Raw genomic sequence first — 20,435 nt, 5'->3', positions numbered from 1 at the left:
TCCTTTCGGAGAATGTTCTTGGGAGTGAGCTGATGTTGCTCATCAGGATCACGAGTCTAAACATGACAAAAGTCGTTCTCGGTTATAATCCCAAGTTTTGTTCAGTGACTATGAACAGAATGGGTATAATAGAGGGCGCCAGAACGACGAAGGAGTGCCGCGATGGATACGATAGAGGCGATGCGCGCGTTCATGGCCGTAGCTCATGAAGGCTCGTTTACTGCGGCGGGAAAGCGTCTTGGATTCTCGACAAAGCTGGTCAGCAAATATGTGGTGCAGTTGGAGGGCAAGCTCTCGACCCAGCTTTTTAACCGGACCACCAGAAGCGTTTCTTTGACAGATGTCGGGCTCGCCTACCTCGAACGTTGCCGACCGATTGTGGAACAAATCGACGAGTTGGAAGATCTGGTTCAGGAAAAGCAATCTTCGTTGGCCGGGCTGATCCGGATTGCCGCTCCGACCGGGTTCGGCAGCAACAACCTGACCCAGGCCCTGGCGCCATTTTTGCAGGCTCACCCAAGCGTGGACATTGACCTCAGGCTCTCGGACTCCAGAGTGGCCTTGGTGGAGGAGGGGTTCGACCTTGCCGTCAGAGTCGGTGTGCTGAGAGATTCAACCTTGATCGCGAGAAAACTGGCGGACATGCCGCTTATCGTGTGTGCATCTCCAGACTATTTGACCGTCTGGGGCCGTCCCGGTGACCCAATGGCGCTCGCCACCCATAATTGCCTGATCGACGAGAATCCGGCCGACGCAACCGCGTGGAGGTTCCGAACCGGCGCCCGGGATTTCGTGGTGAAAGTCACCGGGCCCTTCCATGCCAATGCCCCGGCCGCAATTGCAAATATGGCGATTGCAGGCCTCGGTATAGGGCGTTGCCCTCTCTACGCCGTCGCCCGCAGCCTGGGAAATGGGAGCCTGGAGCAACTTTTTCCGGACTATGACACAGAGAAGTTTGGGCTTTATGCGCTGTACCCGCCCAATCGTCACCTAACCGCCCGGGTGCGAGCGCTGATTGATCACCTGGCGAAGTACTTCTCGTCTAAATGAAATTACCAAATACGTCACCTGAAACTGCGAAGTGTTGTGGGAGCGTTTATCGAGCACCTTGGCGATCGCGGCTCCTCCAGATTGCTTCCAACGGTTATATGAAAGCGGTTACCGCGCTAACCACCATTGCGGTCTTTCGATGGATCGAAATGTCGCAAGATGCGCAGAAGTCCGTTTTGGTGGTGCTGCATTGCGGAGCACAGGATTTGAATCAGTGTCAACTCGGGCCCGTCTGCGATGATGTTTGCGGTATCCCACGATGCAGAAGCTGCGCCCCATCTGAGGTCGGCTGAGAGCCGCTTTTATTCAATGCTGCGCGGGGTCGCGGCGAAGACCCACAACCCCAACAAGGGAAACAAAACAAGTTCGGCGATAAGCGACGGAGCGATCTCTATGCTGGATAGCAACGCGACGTCCGCTGAAGACAGTCGCATCAAGCCGCCCACAAAAACCATTGCCATCAACGACATCAAGACAGACCGCATCTGCTTCAGCATCATCGCGCCAAGGATCATCAACAATCCGACTGTCAACCAGACACCGGCAATGAACCTAATATGGTTGTCGCGAACTGCGAATATATTCGCGTCGGTTACGGCAAAAAAGCGATCTGGCCCCTGCCAGCCCAGTGTCTGTATCCCGCCTAGGCCAATATTCAGACCAAGCCAAACGATGACACATCCAGTAAGGAACAGAACCGTTCTCAAGACGTAGCGCACTTTTTCCTCCCTCTCTTGTTTGAGACGCGAAGCCGGAAGTATCAGCCGCTTACACTATACGCGTATAATTAAATGACGCTCTTGGCAAGATATAAATATACGCGTACATTTAAATGCGAACAAAGAAGAATGGATACCGGATGATTGGTGACCCAGAAAAGCAGAAATCAATGCCCAAAAGGGGCCGCCCTGCATTGTCCGAGGATGAGTTTTCGGGTCGCCGCGCGGAGATCGCAGCGGTCGCGCTGCAGCTATTCAAAGAGGAAGGTTTCGCATCGGTCTCCATGCGTCGTCTCGGCAAAGAGGTAGGGCTGACGCCCATGGCGCTTTACCGATATTTCCCAAGCAAACTCGAGATTCTGTCAATACTGTGGAGTTATATTTTGGGCGAGGCGTTCAATGACGTGGCAATCGCCGTTTATCTGGTCCAAGGGCCAGAGGATAAATTGCGCAGCGCAAGCAATGCCTACGTCGGTTACTGGTTCCGCAGCGTTGAGCATTATCAACTTGTCTTCATGAACTCGGGCATCACCAACACCGATGTCACTTCTTTCGTTTCGCAAGGATCCGTAGTCGATGCATACGAAGTTTTTTTTGAGAATATGGCGCAAGCCCTTAAACTCCCCCGCAGCCATGAGCAGGTGAAAACTTCAACAGATAGCCTGGTCTGCCATCTCCATGGGATCATGCACTCGCTCATCACCATGCAGGGGTATGATTGGACGGCGCGCGAAAGCCTCGTCGAACTAGCTGTAGCTAACGCGATTGGCCACTAAGTTGGATGTTCCTCAACTATTGTTTGCAAATGTCCGCTTCGGGGAAATCGGTTTGTCGAATACCCAGCACCTCGGATGTCCAGTATGGCCGCGAAAAGCGCTGAATGGAGGCGCCACTGCCGCACATACTGCACCGCCTCCGAGGTCAGTTGAGACCCCAAACGGTTGAGTGCTGCATATGGTTTGAAAGGCTGCTATCCGCAGGAAGCAGACTTTGAAATAACTGGCGGACGGCACATTGCGGTCGTTTGTTGTCCCACAGCTAGTAAACCAAAACGGCCATTCGTTCGGATCGGTTTTTGGATTGGTATATTGAAAGTCGTCAGTTCTGCTCGCCTCCTTCTTGACCATACCATTCTGTACAAGGGTTGGCCTTCAGTTCCTTCAGCATCTTTAATACTTCAGCTTTCCATCCTGCCTTTATCTTTAGAGCCAGTTGAGACGGAGGCCGGTGGTCAGGTTCGAGGATCGCGTATTCATACCTTAGTGGGTTATCGAAAGGCATGAACACGACCTTTCCATTGGACAAGTTTAGTTCGCGTTCGGTTGCGACGGTCAATGGATCAACGATGGTGCAGCACTGGCCCGAACTGACAAAGGGAATGAGTGGCAGAAAGTACTGACAGGTCACGGTCGGGTTGTAGTTGGCGGACATGTCCTGAAACTCTCGATGAACCTTGCGCTGGAAAGGGTGGGTTGCGTGCAACCCACCCATAGGTGTCTTGTCCAGATCGGAGATAGTAATGCTTCCCTGAGACGCAAGTGGATGTTCACAATCTATAGCGCAGAAGCAGTCTGCTCGGATGAGCTCTGCTGAATACTGAGGTTTTCTTCCGAAAGAGTATTCGAAATCAGCAAAGCCGAAGTCGATATTCTGTGTTCCCGCAAGTTCCATGATCTGGGGCGAGCTGCGTGAGGACAAAGTGATGCGAATTTCAGGGTTCTCACCAACTGACTGGCTGATGAAGCGAGGGAACAAGAAGGCCGAAGGGCCGGGCATCGTGGCAATATTCAAACTGCCCGAATGCCCTTTGATCAGCCCTTCCATTGTGGTTGAGATCGTTGAGAGCCGATCCAGAATTCCAGCGGTTTCCGCCAGAAGGTAATGCGCTTCCGGAACCGGAACTAACCGACGCCCTTTGCGTTCGAACAACGCAAGACCCAATGCTTTTTCTAGGTTTTTTAGCGCAAGACTGATCGCTGGTTGCGTGCGATTCAGTTTTTTTGCTGTTTGAGAGATGGAGCCGGTCTCCATGACCTCGCGAAAAACGGTGAGTTGAGTCAGATTCATGTCTAATGTATAAGCTAAACCTTAGTTTTGTGAAATATAACAAATTTGTATTTATGTGAATTACCTCTAGGCTTTCAGGATCGAAATTCGGACGAACCGAATCCAACGACATAATTTGGGAGATGACAATGATGTTCATGAAAAGCCTAACGAGTCTTGCATTAGCTGGCGCCCTTGCGGTGCCTGCTTTGGCGCAGGATCCAACTTTCTTTCGCATCGGGACGGGAGGCGCTGGTGGAACCTATTTCCCGATCGGTGGAACCATCGCCAACGGAATTTCGGCCCCTCCGGGGTCACGCCCGTGCGAGGAAGGCGGACAATGCGGTGTACCTGGTCTGATCGCGATTGCGCAATCTACTACCGCATCGGTCTTCAACAACGCAGCCGTACAAAACGGTGAGCTTGAGGCGGGTCTTGCCGCGGCGGACGTTACCCGGTCGATGTATCTGGGCGAAGGAAAATTTGACGGCAAACCGCATCCCAAGCTGCGGGTCGTCGCAAATCTGTTTCCCGAAGACCTGCACCTTGTGCTGCCTGCCGGTTCGACGATCAATGATCTCAGCGACCTAGAAGGTAAGCGAGTTGGTATCGCCCAAGCGGGTTCTGGTACGCAGGTAGCCGTATTGCAGATGCTGGACGCCTGGGGTGTCAACCGTGACAACATGGACGAAGCCGAGCTGAACAACAGTCAGAGCGCAGAGCGTTTGGCAGATGGTCAGTTGGACGCCTATTTCTATGCCGCAGGCTGGCCAGTCGCTGCGATGGTTCAACTTTCATCAACCAAAGGGATGAACCTGCATTCCTTCTCGGACGAGGATCTGGCGAAGATCAACGAGATCATCCCGGCTTATATCCCCTCGGCAATTCCCGGCGGTGTTTATGAAGGTCTCGATAGTGAGACCAAGACCCCGGCGGTCAGTGCCATGCTGGTTGTTTCCTCGGATCTGTCGGATGATCTTGTCTATCAGCTGACCAAAGCCATGTGGAACGATAACACCCGCAAGCTGTTGGACAATGGCCATGCCAAGGGCAAACAAATCACACCTGACACAGCGCTGGACGGTGTCGAGGCCCTGGGCGTTCCGCTGCATCCGGGCGCTGAAAAGTTCTACAAAGAAGCCGGTCTTCTTCAGTAATCAGATCTTAAGCTGAACTAGACACTCGGTGCCCCTGCAGGGGCACCGTACTCTCCAAACATGTGTATTCAGGGGGCCGTCATGTCCGAGACTCAGAAACTTGATGACCATGAACTGACAGCCGAAGAGCTGGCCGCTATCGAAGAACAATTCGATGAAGGCGCCGCAGTCCGACAAGTGACACCAACCGCGGGTAAGGTGCTGCGCTCTGTCGCCCTGATCTTTGCGTTTTATGAATTTTTCACGGCTGGTTTTGGCTTGCCTGCCGATCACTGGCATATGGGCTTTTACCTGAGTGGCCTATTCATACTAGTCTACGCGACGATCCCGATTGTCGGTTCAAAAAACTTGTACGCTTTGAAAGTCAGCCGATTCCGCATCGGAAACATCCCGCTTTATGATTTGATTTTCATGGCATTTGGTATTGTTGCAGCGCTTTATGTCGGCGTTGCTTGGCGGGGGATTCCGTTTCTGGGGATCGAAGAACAGACGTTCCGAATGGGGAATCCAAACGGTTATGACGTTTTCCTGGGTGTTGTAATCATATTGCTGGTGCTCGATATCGCGCGACGCACGCTGGGTTGGGTGCTGCCGCTGATCATCTGCGTCTTTATCTCCTACGCCTTGTTGGGCCCATATTTCCCCGGCTTGTTGCAACACCCCGGAGTAAATTTCAAAACCTTCGTTTCGTCGATGTATTTTCCACAGGAAGGCATCTATGGCGTCACGCTATGGGTCGTTTCGACCATCGTGTTCCACTTCGTACTTTTCGGTGTGATCGCTCAGCGCACGGGCCTGGGGCAACTTTTCATCGACAATGCGACGATCCTTGCCGGGCGCTATACGGGCGGCCCGGCCAAAGTATCAGTCGTCTCGTCCGCGTTCTTCGGCACCATTTCGGGCTCCTCTGTTGCAAACACCGTCTCGACAGGTGCTCTGACCATTCCGAACATGAAGCGCCTTGGCTATCCCGGTCACTTCGCCGGCGGGGTTGAGGCCGCGTCTTCTGCCGGCGGCCAGATCACACCGCCGATCATGGGGGCCGCCGCCTTCATCATGGCCGAGTTCCTCGAAGTGCCTTACACCACGATCGTGATCGCCGCGATCTTCCCTGCTCTCCTGCACTATGTCGGCGTCTTCGCCGTGGTGCACCTTATGGCGCGCAAACTGAACCTCAAGGGTCTGACCAAGGAACAACTGCCGCAACTCAAGGCTGTCTGGACCGAAGGCTGGGCCAATATCGTACCCCTGATTGGCCTGCTGGTAGTCCTGTTCACCGGTTACACACCCTTTATGTCAGCATTCTGTGGCATTTCACTGGCGGTTATCGCGGGCATGTCGCGTCTGAGACAACCCCCGACACTGATCTACGCAGCGGCGTTTCTGGTTTTTGTGCTGTGGAAATTCTCAGACGGCGGGTTCGACCTGACCATGACGGCGATTCTGTGCGGATTGTCGGTGATCGCCACGCTGAACCCGCAGAAACGGATCGAGGTCCCCGAGATGCTACAAGCGGTCGAGCTGGGCGTTAAATACTCGCTGGCAGTTGGCGCGGCTGCAGCAGCCGTCGGCATCGTGGTAGGCGTGATCAACACCACTGGCATCGGCTTCCGCATCGGCTTCATGGTGACGCAAGGGGCGGGCAACCTTGCTTCGGACCTGTACAACATGATCTCGTTTGGCAGCTTCCAGCTGTTTGCAATGGAAGACCTGCAACTGTTCATTTCGCTGGTCTTCATTGCTATCGTCTGCATCCTGATGGGTGCCGGTATTCCAACAACCGCGCTGTATATCATGCTGGTCTCGGTCGCGCAGCCCGCATTGGCGCAATTGGGCGTACCACCGATCGCAAGCCATCTGTTCGTACTCTACTACGGAGTCGTGTCCGAGATTACGCCACCGGTTTGCACCTCAGCCTATGCGGCGGCGGCCATTGCCAACTCAAACCCATTCAAAACCGGTTTGTCTGCCTTCACGCTTGGTTTGGGTAAAGTCATCGCGCCCATGGCTTTTGTATACGCCCCTGTTCTGTTGTTTGTCTCCTCCACCGGCTTTAACCTGTGGGAGTTCACATACACCGCAACCAGCTGTATCGCAGGGGTCATCGCGTTGTCGGCAGCAGTGGTCGGGTACTGGCTGACACCGCTGAACGTGGCCTCCCGGATTTTGATGGCCATCGCCGGGGTGGTTTTTGTAGCGCCCTCGCTGACCGCGGATCTGATTGCGTTGGTTGTCGCATCGCCGGTGATCGTCACCCAGTTGATCGCCCGCAATCGCAGTCACTCGACGGCCTGACAAGATGACAGATCAGGTCACCATCATCGGCGCCGGTATCGTTGGCATCTGCTGCGCCTTGTCGCTGCAGGAACGAGGCATATCGGTCCGATTATTAGATCGGGGGGAACCCGGCCAGGAAACCTCGTTTGGAAATGCCGGGGTGGTGTCGCCCTGGTCGTTCATTCCGCAAGCCGTGCCGGGCATTTGGAAAAAACTTCCTCAAATGCTGCTGGACCCGAAAAGCGCACTGTCGGTTCGGTTCTCATTCTGGCCGAAAATGGTTCCATGGGGTCTGCGGTTTCTCGGAAATTCCGGCGAAAAGACCGTTCGCGAGGTCGCGGACGCAATGGAGTTGCTGTGCCGACCGTCAATCGAATTGTACCGTCGACATCTGCAGGGAACAGGCCAAGAAGATCTGATCACGGACAGTTATTATGTGCACGCCTTCCGCCATCCGGAGCAGGCCAATCTGAATGGACTGGACTATCTGATCCGCAAAGAAAAAGGCGGTCTACTGGAGCGAATTGACGGTGACGAGCTAAGCCGCCTTGAGCCAGCACTGACGCGCGACTTCAAAGCGGCAGTTCTGATAAAGGGACAGGCACGTATTACGTCGCCTGGACGCGTAGGAGCGGTGTTGGCGAACAAAGCCCGCAGTCAGGGTGCCGATATTTTGAGGACCGAAATCACGGAGCTGACCCGGGCGGAAAGCGGGGGCTGGGATCTTGCCACGTCAAACGAAACACTCCACGCGAAACATGTCGTGCTCGCCGCCGGCGTTTGGTCTGCGGACCTTCTGAAACCACTTGGTTTGTCTGTACCGCTGGTGGCTGAGCGCGGATATCACGTTGAATTCCCCAATCCATCCACCCGCCTTAACAATTCCATCATGGATGTGGATGCCAAGGTTGTGGCAAGTTCGATGCAGGAGGGTTTGCGCGTCGCGGGTACCGCCGAATTTGCGAGCATCGACGCCCCTGTCGATCCGCGGAAACAAGCGATCCTTACGGATCAGGCCAAACGCCTGGTGCCAGATCTCGACACCAGCCAAGCGCGATTCTGGATGGGACGGCGTCCCTCTTTCCCGGACAGCCTTCCTGCGATCGGGCAGCTCTCTGGGGATTCAGGACTTTATGGCGCCTTCGGACATTCCCATTACGGGCTAATGATGGCGCCGAAAACGGGAGAACTTGTGGCTGATCTTGTGTCCGGGCGCCGCAATAACATCGATCTCGCACCATTTTCCCTGACCCGGTTCTGAGCGACATCAGCCAATTCGGCCCAATCTCATCGGAAGGACGCACCCAAAATGCCGGTTTACAATGGTGGACAGAATATCTGTGGAGCTTCGATTGGTGTACTTTGCCTGGAAAGCTATTTTCCAAAACCTCCCGGTCACATCAAAAACCCCTCGAGCCTGCCGTTTCCGGTACTCTATGAGATGATCGATGGCGTTACGGTTCCAACTCTTCTGAACAACCCGACGCCTGACTTATTGGCGCCGTTTATCAAAGGCGCGCAACGGCTGGAGGCAGAAGGCGTGCGGGCAATTACCGGTAGTTGCGGTTTTTTGGCTTTGTTTCAAAAGGAACTGGCCGCAGCCGTTTCAGTGCCCGTATTCGCATCCAGCCTAATTCAGGTACCCTTGGCATTTCACATGACCGGCGCCAGCGCCCCTGTCGGGATTTTGACGGCCGACGCATCGGCACTGACCCCGCGACATTTTGAAGGTGTCGGCGCAGAGGGAATTCCGGTGGCCGTGAAAGGTTTGGAAGAGACACGGGAATTTGCCGAAGTGATCCTGCGGAACATACGGACAAGAATGGACACGGACCTGATCGAAACAGAGGTTCTGGATGCCGCCCGCAATCTGAAACGCGAAGCGCCCGAAATTCGTTCGCTGGTTTTAGAATGCACCGATTTGCCGCCCTATGCCGCGGGGATACAGCAAGAGTTGAACCTGCCCGTTTTCGACCTCACAACGCTGGCTCAAATGGCGCATAGCGTAGGGGTGCGCGCACCTTACCCAGGCATCATGCCCTGGGGTTGATGGCCAATCGGAACCACGCCAGCCACTGGGTGGTTTCGGGAGTATTCAAAACAGGTTAAACCAAAGTCCGGTCCGCCACGTTCTTTAAACCCGGGCGGGTGCAAAAGCGCCGATCGAGGTCTGAGGTGCCTGTGGAATTATTCATCTTAATGCTTGCCATTTGCCTGGGCGCCATCCTTCAGGTTGGCATCGGTATAGGTTTCAGCATCGTTGCAGGTCCGCCTATGATGATCTTATTGGGCACCTCGACCGCAGTTCCAGTCCTCTTACTTTTGAACACCATCGTTTCAGTTGTGGCAACGGATTGGCGTATTCTCACCGACGAGCGCAGAACGATAAATACGGCAATCTCCGGATGTCTGATTGGTTTGGTTGTTGGGTTGGCAATCTATCCGTTGCTGAGTGAACCCTTCGTACTCGCATTGACCGGGTGCCTGTTGCTGATCGGAGTGTTGACAACACTGGTTCCGGCTCACACTGCTATCGGCACTCCTGTCTTTGCCGTAGTCTCGGGGCTATCTGGATTGGCTACTATCTGGGCCGCGACCCCTGGCCCCCTTATGGTGTTTGGATTGATTGCCAAAGGCCGCTCCGCTCGGTCTGTTGCAAGGTTGGTCCAGCCAATTGCACTTGTTGCCTACGGTGTCGCGTTTCTATTGCACAGCCTGTCTGACTGGCAATCAATCACATTAAGTTCACAGCTATGGTCCTTTGTGGGTGTCACAACGATCGGCAGTCTGTGTGGTCGGGCCGCCCGTCCTTACCTGCCACAATCTCTAATCAAAACCGCAATCCGGGTAATTTCCCTTGTGGCTTGTTATGTTCTCTTTCAACGCGCTTACGTGATGACGTAATTCCGATAGGTAGACGATGACGCAGAAAAATGATCTTCTCGCTGGATTTCCAAGGGCGCAACTCATGTTCGGTACAACGCCGCTGGAGCGTCTCGACCGGTTGTCGGAGGAACTGAAGATCGATCTCTGGCTGAAACGCGATGACCTGACGGGGCTTGGATTTGGTGGCAACAAGACACGGCAGCTCGAGTTTTACTTTGGCGATGCGCTGGCACAGGGGGCTGATACAATCCTGATAACAGGTGCGGTTCAGTCTAACTATGTTCGATCTGCAGCGGCCGCGGCGGCGCGGCTAGGTATGAAGTCTGTATTGCAGTTGGAAGAACGCGTGCCAAACATGGGGCCGGACTATTACAAATCCGGGAATGTGTTGCTGTCCAAAATTCTTGGCGCCGAGCATATGAGCTATCCTGTTGGTGAGGACGAGGCAGGCGCGGACGCCGCGCTGCATGCGCGCGCGGAAGAACTGAAGGCGCAGGGGCGTAAACCCTATGTCATTCATCTAGGGCTTAACCATCCTCCGCTTGGTGCGCTTGGTTATGTCGCTGCGGGGCAGGAGTTATGTGAGCAGATGCAGGACTTCGACGCAGTAGTCGTCCCATCCGGCAGCGGCGCGACACATGGCGGATTGTTGACTGGAATAGTTCTCTCAGGGGTACCTGCTCGAGTGTACGGAGTATGCGTACGTCGAAACGGTGAAAAGCAGCGGGATCGTATCAGCATTGTTTTGCAGAAGCTTGCAAACCTGCTAGGCATTGATGCCGCTTGTTTATTAGCGAAGATTGATGTCTGGGATGGGGCACTGGCTCCAGGGTACGGTAAACTTGGAACAAAAACACAATCTGCCCTGAAAAGGATGGCGCAATCCGAAGGTATTTTTCTTGATCCTGTTTACTCAGCAAAAACTTTCGCTGGATTGCTGGATCTCATTTCCGAAGAGCAAATCACATCAGGCCAAAAAATAGTCATGGTCCATACCGGTGGATTGCCTGCTTTGTTCGGCTATGAAAGCGAGCTTGCAGAGAACTTCCGCTTTTCTTCCCCAATAACAGATATCGATTGATTTCTTCGGGCTACTTACATTGTTGGGTCCTGTCAGCCCTTCTGTGCCTGTCCCAAAGATGCCCGCAAAGAGCCAACTGCGGACCTCGTGGCTGTAAGTATAAGGAGCAGGTAAGTCCGCTCTGGGGACCTTGTTCCATGTCGCTTCCTTCCATCCCTGAGAAAGGATCACAGCATCAAACCTTGGGATCAAACATCGAGGTTTCGCATATGATCCGCAAAGGCCAATTCGCGCCAGGACCCTGTCCATTTCGACACTTCGCAGAACTGGCTGCCTAACTCCCAAGGTTAGATGTATCCTTTCAAGCTGCTGGAATCTTCACAACGGAACCCCAAAAAACCACTCATCTTGTCGGCAATTTCCTAACGCTCCCGATCTCTACTTCTCGGCACGACATTCGAGATTGAACCGCGGCAAACGCCATTTCTAGGGACAACAGGTTCTCGCTGGCGGAGTTAGTCGGATCGCGGTTTTCTTCGATGGCGCAAAGAAGCTCGCCCATGGCACCGCGAAAACCGTCATTAAACCACTCACCCGTGAGGTTTGGATAGGCAACGCTTTCGCCTGTTTTCAGAGTGACTATCTGCTTCCCAAGGTCCGGCCCGTCCGACTGAAGGCTGCCTTTTGATCCCGCTATGTAGGTTGTATCGCGCGGGCCAAACGGGGCACCGCCATCAAAAACCAGACTTGCCTGACCCTCATTCAGCCGGACAATCGCCTGAGCCAGAAGGGGCGTCATGTTGGATTGGCCTCGCGTTGGCGAGGCCGTAGCAAAAACGCTTTCCGCGCGAGCACCGACCATAGACGCAAGGAAGTCGAACCAATGCACGCCGAAATCCCACAAGATAAGGTCGTCGATTTGGTCAAAGGGCGTTCCGGCGGTCCATCCGTGGTTCCAGTGAAGCGAGGCATGCACCGACAGCACATCCCCGATGTGCCCGGCCCGCACTGCTTCGCGCATCCAGGCCATGTGCGGCGCCCAGCGACCGTTCTGGTTGATCGCCAGTTTGACGCCTTGGTCATCGGCCAGGGCGACAAGATGATCGCCAATATCCAGGTCTGTCACGAAGGGTTTCTGGCTGAGAACGTGCTTTTTCGCCTTCAAAGCCGCTTCAATGATAGGTGCGCGGTGTTCAGGGTGCAGTGTGATGTCCACTACGTCGATGTCGCCACTGTCGAGAATGGCGTACCAGTCGTCTTCGATCCGCGCGTCAGGACAGAACTCTGCAGCCTTGGCTTCGGCCTTCGAACGGGTTCGGTTCCACATCGCGGCCACGTCCCAGCCTGCTGTGCGGTACGCGTCCAGGTGGCTGGCAGAAATGCCGCCGGTGCCGATCACTCCGATCCTCGGGCGATAGGTTTTTGGCATGGGCGGTCGGTACGAAACGCCGGGTGCGGTAACTTCGGCAAGCGTTTCGGATTTCAGGGCATAGATGTCCGTGTCTGCTGCATCTTCTGTCATGGGACCAGATCCAGAGTACGCTTTTCGGCGGCTGACTGCACGGCGGTATCCACGATCCGCTGCGCCGTCAGGCAAAGCGCAGGATCAAGCGGGCCCTCGACGGGCTTGCCATTGGCTATGCAGCTCAGGGCGTACTCAATCGCGTTGCTTTCCCCTTCGGGCAGCGGGTCAACACGAATGGTGTGAACGTCAGGCTGCGCGCGGGTTTGAACAGTGACTTCGCTGGCATAGTCGGGCGAGGCAATCGTTCCTTCGGTGCCGACAAATGTGAACCCGCATGTTGGTTGCGGCTGAATAGTCCAGGGGTCCGTGAAAGTTCCCCAGCGGGTTTCCATCTTCGACAGGCCGCGGGCATAGCGGCAAACCGCGATGGCGTGCTGGTCAACTTCTATGTCGGGAGTTTGATCGACGGTGCATGTGACCTCAAGCGGAGCTTCGCCGCCCATGTACCATGTCCCCAGTGTTGCACCGTATCCGAGGTAGTCGAGCAACGCGCCGCCGCCGGAGGATTTTTTGTACCACCAGGATGTCGGTTTTTTTCGTTCAACTTCTTCCAGGCTGACTTCGACCTTGTCGGAAAGGTGGTAAAGCGGTCCCCGATTGCCATCGTAGAAATGGACTTCGATCAAGTCTCCGATCATGCCTTCGTCGATCAGGCGCTTTGCCGTCAGATGGCTTTCAACCCATCGCAGTGGCCAATTGATGACCAGCTGCTTTCCTGTCCCCTCCATCGCCGCCATCATGCGTTGGGCATCACCGACAGAGGCGGCGAACGGTTTTTCGACAAAGACATGCAAGTCGTGAGCGGCCAGTCGTTCAGTCATTGCGGCGTGCTCCGCCGTTGCCGAACAGAGAATTGCCATTTCGTAGGGACCAGCGGCCAAGCAGCTGTCAAAATCGGTAAACAGGCGCTCTGCGGGAACCCCAAACTTTGCCGCGGCATTCTCCAATTTTGACCCGTCCGGGTCATAAAGCCCGGCAATTTCGGCATCGGGATGCTCGTGCACCATGCGCAATAGATCACCCATGTGCATGTGATCGAAACTAATTCCGACGATTCGAAACTTGGCCATGGGAATTCCTTTCTAACGGACCCCGGTGATTCGGACATAAAGCGCCGTCACGGCGAGGATGATAAGACCGAAGAGCGCCGTGCGCGCGCCTTCGGGCATCTGCAATAGCGTCAGCATCGTGTCTAGCACCCGCAGGATCAGCGCGCCGATGATGGCGCCCGCGAAACTGCCGCTACCGCCAAAGATCGATGTCCCACCAATGACCGCCGCGGCGACCGAAGGCAGCAAAAGCGGGTTGGCTAGGCTGAGTGAAGTCTGGCGGATCATGCCGAGGTAGAGCAGCCCGGTAAGGGCCGCGATGAAACCGGCCAGGGCGTAAAGCGTCAGATAGACCTGCCAGGCGCGGACGCCCGAGAGCATTGCCGCCTGTTCGTTTGAGCCGAGCGCAAACAACAGGCGGCCAAACCCACTGTAGCGCATCAACCAAAGGACGAAGATGGCGAAAGGGACGAACAGGAACAGCCCGTTCGGCATGCCAAGAGTGCGTCCGGTACCAAGCCAGACCAGGATCGCAGGTATCTCGGTTCCAGCGTTGATGAACAGGCGCTGATAGACCTGCAGGCATCCGGTGGCGATCAGTCCGGTGCCAAGCGTCATGATAAGCGGATGAACCCGGATTATGCCGACACCGATGCCATTCACGAGCCCGACCAGCAGGCCGGAAGCAAGAGCGATCAGCACGGCTGGTGCCACACCCCATGTTGCGCTTAGGGTGGCGCAGACAAAGGCGGCCACTGTCGCCACGACGCCAACCGACAAGTCGATTCCCGCTGTCAGCATGGTCAGCACCTGACAGGCGGCAAGCATGGCCAGGGGAATGGCGAACTTGATAAGGTTGCCGACCCAAAAGGTCGAAATCCACCCGTCGCGCCCCGAGCGGAAGGGCAGGACAATCCCGGGCCGCATGAATTCGAGGGCCGCGATCAGGAGGAACAGAAAGACCAATAGAGGGATCATCGGATTGTCGCGCAGAAAGCGACCGGCGCGGACAAGCGGTGGATCGATGACAGTCTCGCTCATGCGCGTCTTCCCTTCAATGTCGCCGCCGTTCCCAGCATCACGACGCCGACCATGATGGTGCCCTCGATGATGGTCGTCACGTTGGGGTCGACCGCCATGAGCGTCAGGATCGTGCGGATGATCCTGAGAATAAACACTGCGATGATCGGACCAAGCAACCCGCCTTTGCCGCCACCAAGCACTACTCCGCCCAGTACCACCGCCGCCACCGAGGCCATCAGATAAGGTCCGGGCACAGGCTCGCCGATCCCGGTCAGCGCGGCGAGGCTGAGGCCACCGAGGGCACAGAACAACCCGCAAATGCCGTATGCCACGATCTTGGTACGCCCGATGTTCACACCAGAGCGGAAGGCGGCTCGTTCGTCGGACCCCGTGGCATAGATGGACAACCCCAGTTTCGAGCGTCGGATCGGAAACCAGATCACCGCGGCACAAAGGGCAATGACCAGAAGCGCTTTGGGCACGGCTTCAACCACGGCTCCGCCGCGGATGATCTGCTGCAACCAACCCGCCGCCGTCCCGCCAGGCGATTCAAGGATCAAAAGCGCCGTGCCTTCCCAGACAAAGAGCATCGCCAGAGTGACGACGATGTCAGGCACGCGGGACACAACGATCAGCGCGCCATTTATCAGTCCCATGGCGAGGCCCACGCCCAGAACGATAAGCAACGCAGGCACACCTGCCATCCGTTCCATCAACACCGCAGCCGTCACCGCACAGACGGCCATCATCGAGGCAACCGACAAGTCGATCCCCCCCACGATTACCACAACCGCCATGCCAGCCGTCGCAAAGGCAAACGGCAATGCCGCCCGCGCAACGCTTTCAAGGCCCGAGGCACCGAAGGATGGCTGGATCAGTTTGGTTATACCCAAAAGGCAGATCAGCAATGCGACAAGACCCATGACCCAGGCATTTTTCCGAAGAACCACAATCACGTTGATGCATCCAACAGTGTCAGACCGTAGGCGGCGCGCATCAATGTCTGTTCGTCGGCATCAGCTGCGTCGATCACGTCGACAACTCGACCGTTGAAGATGACGACAGCACGGTCACAAGCCAACGGAATCTCCTCAAGCTCAGAGGTATAAAGCAGCACCGCAGCCCCCTGTTCGGCCAGTTCGCGTACCAGGGGATAGATCTGACGCTTGGTCCGGACGTCGATGCCGCGTGTCGGATCAAAAAGCAGAAGTGTTTCGACACCGGTGGCTAGCCACCGCCCGATCGTCACCTTTTGTTGGTTGCCCCCGGACAGCCGCTGAACCTCGCCTTGTGCGCGGGTATCTATCTGCAGCCTTTTGATTGCATGCCCGACGCGTTCGCTCTCGCGGCGCAGGTTCAGAGGCCCCCAAGCGCTAGGTCTGGCAGAGAACGGAAGTGCGATGTTCTCTCGCACGGAACGTTGCGCCAAAAGCGCGTTCGCCCGGTTGCCGGGGACAAATGTCAATCCTGCGGCGATAGCCTCTGCCGGATGTGAGAAAACGACGGGCTGGCCGTCAACTTCGATCATACCTGCACTTGGCTTGGCAAAACCGGCGAGTACGTCAAACAATTCGTCCTGGCCCTGACCTTCCAACGCCACAACCCCAAGCACCTCGCCTGCGAACAGATCGAATGACACATCCAGAACCTTCGGTGCCGAGGCCAGTGATTTGACGCGTACCCTTGGCATTGCGCCCGTCGCGCTGTGCTGCCGTGCTATGTCGCGCTGAGCAAGATCTAGTTTCTGACCCAGCATCAATTCGACCACCCGGTCTTCGACGCCAGTTTCTATCTGAAGGTCGCCCACTGTATATCCGTCCCGTAGCACCGAGGCGCGGTCGCATAGTTCAGAGATTTCGGTGAACCGATGCGAGACATAAATCACCCCCATACCCTCGTCGGCCTTGGCCCGGACAACCGCTAGCACCCTTTCGACAAGATCTGTGGGCAGAGCGGCGGTCATTTCGTCAAGCAGTAGAACATCGGGTTCGGCGGCCAGTGCGCGCGCCAGATCGACAATGCGTAACGTCGCGAGCGGCAGGTCTTCGATCATCGTCGAAAGGCTAAGGCCTTCCATACCAAGCTGTTCGACCCAGTGACGGAACGGCTTAACAGGTGTGTCGCCAAGCCGAAGATTGTCCGCCACGTTAAGATCGGGAATAAGCGAGGGTTCTTGATAGACCGGGACAAGACCCGAACGCCGCGCCTCGGCCGGGTTACCGACACGGGCTTGCTTTCCCCGGATCAGGACCTGGCCGGTGTCTGGTTTCAAGGCGCCTGTGATGATCTTTACAAAGGTTGACTTGCCAGCACCGTTTGCACCCATCAAGGCGACGATTTCACCTTTTTCAACGCGCAGATGCGCGTTCGTCAGCGCACGTACCGCGCCAAAGCTTTTCGCGACGCCAGATGTGTCCAGAAGAGCGGTGTCACTCATGAATTTCACTGATTGTCCTGTGGAGAATGAATTGGCCCCGCCATTTGATGCGGGGCCCAATGTCATTGCCATCAGCCTTCTGATGGGCCTTCGCAGGCGATGATTTCATCCATCGAATAGTCGGTCCAACCCGGGATGGTAACCGAAACAGGCCATTCCGGATCGAGGTTCGGATTCTGCGCGGCTGCAATCGTTGCGCGTCCGTCTTCGCTGGCATTTTCCCAGAGCACCGGATCGACCAGCACAGTATTGCTGTTCGGCGCTTCGCCATTCAAGATATCAACCGCTAGCGCGATGCCTGCGCCACCAACAGAACCGGGGTTGGTTACGGCAGCCCCTTCCAATCCGTCGACTTCGCTCAGATACTGAACAAAACCCGCGTTGTCCGCGCCGACAATCGGCACGAGCGGCGCACCGGATTCGACAAAAGCGTCGACGATCACGTTGTCGATACCGCTTGTCCAGACACCATCAAAGGGAATGCCCGTTGCCAGAAAATCGAACATCTGTTGCTTGCCCTGGTCCTGCTGCCAACCCGTGAAGACCTCGTGAGCAACCTTCACATCCGGGAACTCGGCCAGGGCACGTTTGAATCCGTTGTCCCGGTCAGTGTCGGCCGAAACACCCGCGATACCGCGCATGTAGACCACATCGCCCGAGCCGCCGATCTTTTCGAACAGCCATTTGGCACCGAGGTAGGCGTATTCTTCCTGGTTATTGGACAGGATATACGCGCCTTCTGCCGTTACGCCTGCGTCAACGGCCACTACGACGATGTCCTGCGCCATCGCCTTATCGAGTGCAGAGTTCAGAGCATCGGGGTTCGAGGGGTTAAGAACAATGGCATCCACACCGGCTTCGATCAGGTTATTGATATCCTCTAGCTGGCCTGCCGAGTCGGTGTTGCGGTGCGCGACGATCAAATTCTTGACGTCCCCTTCGACAAGAGCCTGAGCGCGCATGGCGCAGATCATCTGTTCGCGCCAGCCATTGCCCTGCACGGTGTTCGACACGCCGATCGTATAGCTCTTGTGGTCCCCCGCGAATGCGGCGGGGGCCAGAGCGATGGCGATGGCCAGCGTGGCTGCGCCGGTTATAAATTTCTTCATTTGGGTTTCCTCCCGGTTTGGTGTTGTCGAAAATCGGGGCTTGGTGCCCTTCTATTTGATGAACGGTTGCAGGACGTCTCTGGCCAGCAGGAAGCCCCGCTTGACCTTTTCGTCGGTCCCTTCAAACAGCCTGTCTTCGTGCTCAATGATGATCGGGCCATCGTACTCCGCGCGATAAAGGCCCGAAAAGAAGTTCGACCAATCCACATCGCCAAGGCCGCAAAGCCTTGGAACCTGCCAGCCCATTCCGACCGACATGATGCCATTATCGTAAAGCCCGTCGCGATCGACCATCAGGTCTTTTGCATGGACATGGGCCATGTGCGGTCCAAATTCTTTAATGAACCGCGTCTGGTCGATGAATTGCCAGATCAGGTGTGACGGATCGAAATTCATGCCGACGGCGTCGCCCCACTCATCAAAAATGCGTCGCCATAACTTTGGCGAATAGGCGATGTTGTGGCCGCCCGGCCATTCGTCTTGGCTGAAGATCATCGGGCAGTTTTCAAAACACAGCCGAACGCCTGAAGCCTGTGCGTGCTTAATGATGGGTGCGAAAATCTCGGTTGCGCGGGCCCAGTTGTCGTCCACGCTGAACGACCGGTCCCCCCCAACAAAGGTGTTGACGACTTTGATACCCATAACGCTGGCTGCGGTTATCACCTTCATCAGGTGGCCTATCACCTCTTCCCGGTGGTCGCGATCTGCGTGCAGCGGATTGGGATAATAGCCAAGGCCCGAGATTTCGATGCCCTGTTCGCCCAGGGCGGTTTTAATGTCGCCCCCTTCGTCAGCGGTAAGGCCATCCACATCAATGTGGCTGGTCCCCGCGTATCGGCGCTTTTCCCCACCGGATGCGGGCCAGCAAGCGACCTCAAGCGCGGCAAACCCGTTTCCACCGGCCCAGGCGGCGACGTCCTTCAGGTTGGAGGCTTCAAAGGGCGCGGTCAAAAGTCCCAGTTTCATCTGCGTTCCACCTCACTTAGTTCAACCCAGCGTCCTTCGCGCGCCGATTGCAGGACGGCGTCGCAAAAGCACATTTCGTAATGGCCATCATCAAAGGTGGCCCACGTGCTATCGGCCTGTCGGCCACCTGCTGCGACATCCGAATAGACGGCGCGGAAAAAGTTGAAGAAACTGTCGGCAAATCCTTCCACATGACCTGGCGGCAGTGTTGCCGCCCTGGTGCCTGCCACGTTCATCAGCGTGAAATCACGCATCAGGGTCTGGTTTGGTGCATCGCGGTGGCCAATGAACAGATGATCCGGAGTCTCGCTGTACCAGGCTGCGCTGGCCCTGGATCCGGCGACATCCCACTGTAGCGAATTCTTCCGGCCAAAGTTGATCTGCGAGGTACTCATCACCCCCCTCGCACCGCCGTCATAGCGGATCATGATCGTCGCGGCGTCGTCAGTCTCGATTGTTTTGGGCTCGGTCGCTCCAGACCCGCTTGCGAAGCTCTGTACTGGGCCCAAAGGCTTTTGGCGCTTGGGTAGAAAGGTGGTCAGCTCAGCCATCACTGCTTTGGCTTTCAACCCCGTGACAAAACTTGTGAGATCGATCCAATGGGTGCCGATATCTCCGACTGAACGGAGCGCGCCGCCAATCTCGGTCTCTAGCCGCCAGTTCCAATCTGTCGGTTTTGCCAGCCAGTCCTGATGATAATGCCCGGTGACAAACCGGATATCGCCGAGATCATCGGCTTTTACCATCCCATGGGCCTGCTGATTCAGAGGGTAGAACCTGATATTGTAGCACACCGCACAGACCCTGCCCGACGCGCGTGCAAGGTCCACCATCTCAGCTGATTCCGCGCTAGTCATCGCCAACGGTTTTTCACAGATGACGTTCTTTCCGGCGGCAAGTATCGCCTTTACCTGCGGATAATGGGCGTGGTTGGGTGAGGTTACATGGACTACGTCAACGCAGTCATCTGCCAAAAGTTCATCAAGCGAGGCATAGGCCCTGGCGGCACCCATTTCAGCGGCCCGTGCTGTGCCGCGTTCAGGCGATGATCCCAAGACACCAAGGACCTCCACCCCAAGGCGGCGCAGCGCCTGAACATGCACCGTTCCGATGAAACCCGTGCCAATGACAGCCGCACCGATTTTGTTCATTTCAATCATAGTATGCACC

General features: G+C 56.0%; 18 protein-coding genes. 8 read left to right on the top strand and 10 right to left on the bottom strand.

Going from position 1 to position 20,435, the window contains the following annotated elements; all coding sequences use genetic code 11:
- Nucleotides 1-162: 162 nt before the first annotated feature.
- A complete protein-coding gene (locus AB1E33_RS07220) occupies nt 163-1,050 on the top strand; it encodes a LysR family transcriptional regulator (RefSeq protein ID WP_372576575.1) in 888 nt (295 codons plus the stop codon).
- 302 nt (nt 1,051-1,352) lie between these two features.
- Here AB1E33_RS07220 and AB1E33_RS07215 read toward each other — a convergent pair whose 3' ends face one another.
- The gene (locus tag AB1E33_RS07215) at nt 1,353-1,769 is read right to left on the bottom strand and encodes a DUF4345 family protein (RefSeq protein ID WP_372576574.1); all 417 of its coding nucleotides are present in this window, start codon (nt 1,767-1,769) and stop codon (nt 1,353-1,355) included.
- 140 nt (nt 1,770-1,909) lie between these two features.
- Here AB1E33_RS07215 and AB1E33_RS07210 point away from each other — a divergent pair, with 140 nt between their 5' ends.
- A complete protein-coding gene (locus tag AB1E33_RS07210; protein ID WP_372576573.1) occupies nt 1,910-2,545 on the top strand; it encodes a TetR/AcrR family transcriptional regulator in 636 nt (211 codons plus the stop codon).
- 322 nt (nt 2,546-2,867) lie between these two features.
- Here the strand turns inward: AB1E33_RS07210 and AB1E33_RS07205 are convergent, their stop codons facing one another.
- The gene (locus AB1E33_RS07205; protein ID WP_372576572.1) at nt 2,868-3,836 is read right to left on the bottom strand and encodes a LysR family transcriptional regulator; all 969 of its coding nucleotides are present in this window, start codon (nt 3,834-3,836) and stop codon (nt 2,868-2,870) included.
- A 128-nt stretch (nt 3,837-3,964) separates the two neighbouring features.
- On the opposite strand from AB1E33_RS07205, the gene AB1E33_RS07200 reads away from it, so the two are divergent.
- The 6 genes from AB1E33_RS07200 to AB1E33_RS07175 all read left to right on the top strand — a co-directional run bounded on the left by AB1E33_RS07200 (nt 3,965) and on the right by AB1E33_RS07175 (nt 11,216).
- Entirely contained in the window at nt 3,965-4,972 is a 1,008-nt protein-coding gene (locus AB1E33_RS07200) for a TAXI family TRAP transporter solute-binding subunit (RefSeq protein WP_372576571.1), read from the top strand.
- An 81-nt stretch (nt 4,973-5,053) separates the two neighbouring features.
- The gene (locus AB1E33_RS07195) at nt 5,054-7,267 is read left to right on the top strand and encodes a TRAP transporter permease (RefSeq protein WP_372576570.1); all 2,214 of its coding nucleotides are present in this window, start codon (nt 5,054-5,056) and stop codon (nt 7,265-7,267) included.
- A 4-nt stretch (nt 7,268-7,271) separates the two neighbouring features.
- Complete coding sequence (locus AB1E33_RS07190; protein WP_372576569.1) at nt 7,272-8,510, top strand: NAD(P)/FAD-dependent oxidoreductase; 1,239 nt, start codon at nt 7,272-7,274, stop codon at nt 8,508-8,510.
- Nucleotides 8,511-8,558: 48 nt separating this feature from the next.
- Nucleotides 8,559-9,299 carry an aspartate/glutamate racemase family protein gene (locus tag AB1E33_RS07185; protein ID WP_372576568.1) on the top strand — a complete coding sequence of 247 codons (741 nt, stop codon included), beginning with the start codon at nt 8,559-8,561 and terminating at the stop codon, nt 9,297-9,299.
- A 131-nt stretch (nt 9,300-9,430) separates the two neighbouring features.
- The gene (locus AB1E33_RS07180) at nt 9,431-10,153 is read left to right on the top strand and encodes a hypothetical protein (RefSeq protein WP_372576567.1); all 723 of its coding nucleotides are present in this window, start codon (nt 9,431-9,433) and stop codon (nt 10,151-10,153) included.
- A gap of 16 nt (nt 10,154-10,169) precedes the next feature.
- The gene (locus AB1E33_RS07175) at nt 10,170-11,216 is read left to right on the top strand and encodes a D-cysteine desulfhydrase family protein (protein WP_372576566.1); all 1,047 of its coding nucleotides are present in this window, start codon (nt 10,170-10,172) and stop codon (nt 11,214-11,216) included.
- Between the two features lie 343 nt (nt 11,217-11,559).
- Here AB1E33_RS07175 and AB1E33_RS07170 read toward each other — a convergent pair whose 3' ends face one another.
- The 8 genes from AB1E33_RS07170 to AB1E33_RS07135 all read right to left on the bottom strand — a co-directional run bounded on the left by AB1E33_RS07170 (nt 11,560) and on the right by AB1E33_RS07135 (nt 20,425).
- A complete protein-coding gene (locus AB1E33_RS07170; protein ID WP_372576565.1) occupies nt 11,560-12,678 on the bottom strand; it encodes a Gfo/Idh/MocA family protein in 1,119 nt (372 codons plus the stop codon).
- Nucleotides 12,675-13,751: a Gfo/Idh/MocA family protein gene (locus AB1E33_RS07165; RefSeq protein ID WP_372576564.1), complete on the bottom strand. Its 1,077-nt coding sequence runs from the start codon at nt 13,749-13,751 to the stop codon at nt 12,675-12,677. The genes AB1E33_RS07170 and AB1E33_RS07165 overlap by 4 nt, the downstream gene beginning before the upstream one ends.
- A gap of 12 nt (nt 13,752-13,763) precedes the next feature.
- Complete coding sequence (locus AB1E33_RS07160) at nt 13,764-14,771, bottom strand: ABC transporter permease (protein WP_372576563.1); 1,008 nt, start codon at nt 14,769-14,771, stop codon at nt 13,764-13,766.
- Complete coding sequence (locus AB1E33_RS07155; RefSeq protein WP_372576562.1) at nt 14,768-15,709, bottom strand: ABC transporter permease; 942 nt, start codon at nt 15,707-15,709, stop codon at nt 14,768-14,770. The genes AB1E33_RS07160 and AB1E33_RS07155 overlap by 4 nt, the downstream gene beginning before the upstream one ends.
- Nucleotides 15,706-17,190, bottom strand: coding sequence for a sugar ABC transporter ATP-binding protein (locus AB1E33_RS07150; RefSeq protein WP_372576561.1), 1,485 nt, complete (start codon nt 17,188-17,190; stop codon nt 15,706-15,708). Before AB1E33_RS07150 ends, AB1E33_RS07155 begins: the two co-directional genes overlap by 4 nt.
- 71 nt (nt 17,191-17,261) lie before the next feature.
- Complete coding sequence (locus AB1E33_RS07145; RefSeq protein WP_372576560.1) at nt 17,262-18,299, bottom strand: ABC transporter substrate-binding protein; 1,038 nt, start codon at nt 18,297-18,299, stop codon at nt 17,262-17,264.
- Between the two features lie 51 nt (nt 18,300-18,350).
- Nucleotides 18,351-19,265 carry a sugar phosphate isomerase/epimerase family protein gene (locus AB1E33_RS07140; RefSeq protein ID WP_372576559.1) on the bottom strand — a complete coding sequence of 305 codons (915 nt, stop codon included), beginning with the start codon at nt 19,263-19,265 and terminating at the stop codon, nt 18,351-18,353.
- On the bottom strand, nt 19,262-20,425 hold the full coding sequence (locus AB1E33_RS07135) for a Gfo/Idh/MocA family protein (protein ID WP_372576558.1): 1,164 nt from the start codon (nt 20,423-20,425) through the stop codon (nt 19,262-19,264). Before AB1E33_RS07135 ends, AB1E33_RS07140 begins: the two co-directional genes overlap by 4 nt.
- Nucleotides 20,426-20,435 lie beyond the last annotated feature (10 nt).

It is taken from the genome of Ruegeria hyattellae (assembly GCF_041537925.1).
In the GTDB taxonomy this organism is placed as follows: domain Bacteria; phylum Pseudomonadota; class Alphaproteobacteria; order Rhodobacterales; family Rhodobacteraceae; genus Ruegeria_C.
Note: the sequence above shows the minus strand (reverse complement) of the source record. Positions and strands in the feature narration are given on the sequence as shown.

Bases quoted from the DNA above. Each gene is read 5' to 3' on its own strand.
- AB1E33_RS07205 (WP_372576572.1), bottom strand. From the start codon at position 3,836: ATGAATCTGACTCAACTCACCGTTTTTCGCGAGGTCATGGAGACCGGC.
- AB1E33_RS07135 (WP_372576558.1), bottom strand. From the start codon at position 20,425: ATGATTGAAATGAACAAAATCGGTGCGGCTGTCATTGGCACGGGTTTC.
- AB1E33_RS07145 (WP_372576560.1), bottom strand. From the start codon at position 18,299: ATGAAGAAATTTATAACCGGCGCAGCCACGCTGGCCATCGCCATCGCT.
- AB1E33_RS07185 (WP_372576568.1), top strand. From the start codon at position 8,559: ATGCCGGTTTACAATGGTGGACAGAATATCTGTGGAGCTTCGATTGGT.
- AB1E33_RS07195 (WP_372576570.1), top strand. From the start codon at position 5,054: ATGTCCGAGACTCAGAAACTTGATGACCATGAACTGACAGCCGAAGAG.
- AB1E33_RS07165 (WP_372576564.1), bottom strand. From the start codon at position 13,751: ATGGCCAAGTTTCGAATCGTCGGAATTAGTTTCGATCACATGCACATG.
- AB1E33_RS07200 (WP_372576571.1), top strand. From the start codon at position 3,965: ATGATGTTCATGAAAAGCCTAACGAGTCTTGCATTAGCTGGCGCCCTT.
- AB1E33_RS07140 (WP_372576559.1), bottom strand. From the start codon at position 19,265: ATGAAACTGGGACTTTTGACCGCGCCCTTTGAAGCCTCCAACCTGAAG.
- AB1E33_RS07220 (WP_372576575.1), top strand. From the start codon at position 163: ATGGATACGATAGAGGCGATGCGCGCGTTCATGGCCGTAGCTCATGAA.
- AB1E33_RS07175 (WP_372576566.1), top strand. From the start codon at position 10,170: ATGACGCAGAAAAATGATCTTCTCGCTGGATTTCCAAGGGCGCAACTC.
- AB1E33_RS07190 (WP_372576569.1), top strand. From the start codon at position 7,272: ATGACAGATCAGGTCACCATCATCGGCGCCGGTATCGTTGGCATCTGC.
- AB1E33_RS07210 (WP_372576573.1), top strand. From the start codon at position 1,910: ATGATTGGTGACCCAGAAAAGCAGAAATCAATGCCCAAAAGGGGCCGC.
- AB1E33_RS07150 (WP_372576561.1), bottom strand. From the start codon at position 17,190: ATGAGTGACACCGCTCTTCTGGACACATCTGGCGTCGCGAAAAGCTTT.
- AB1E33_RS07170 (WP_372576565.1), bottom strand. From the start codon at position 12,678: ATGACAGAAGATGCAGCAGACACGGACATCTATGCCCTGAAATCCGAA.
- AB1E33_RS07160 (WP_372576563.1), bottom strand. From the start codon at position 14,771: ATGAGCGAGACTGTCATCGATCCACCGCTTGTCCGCGCCGGTCGCTTT.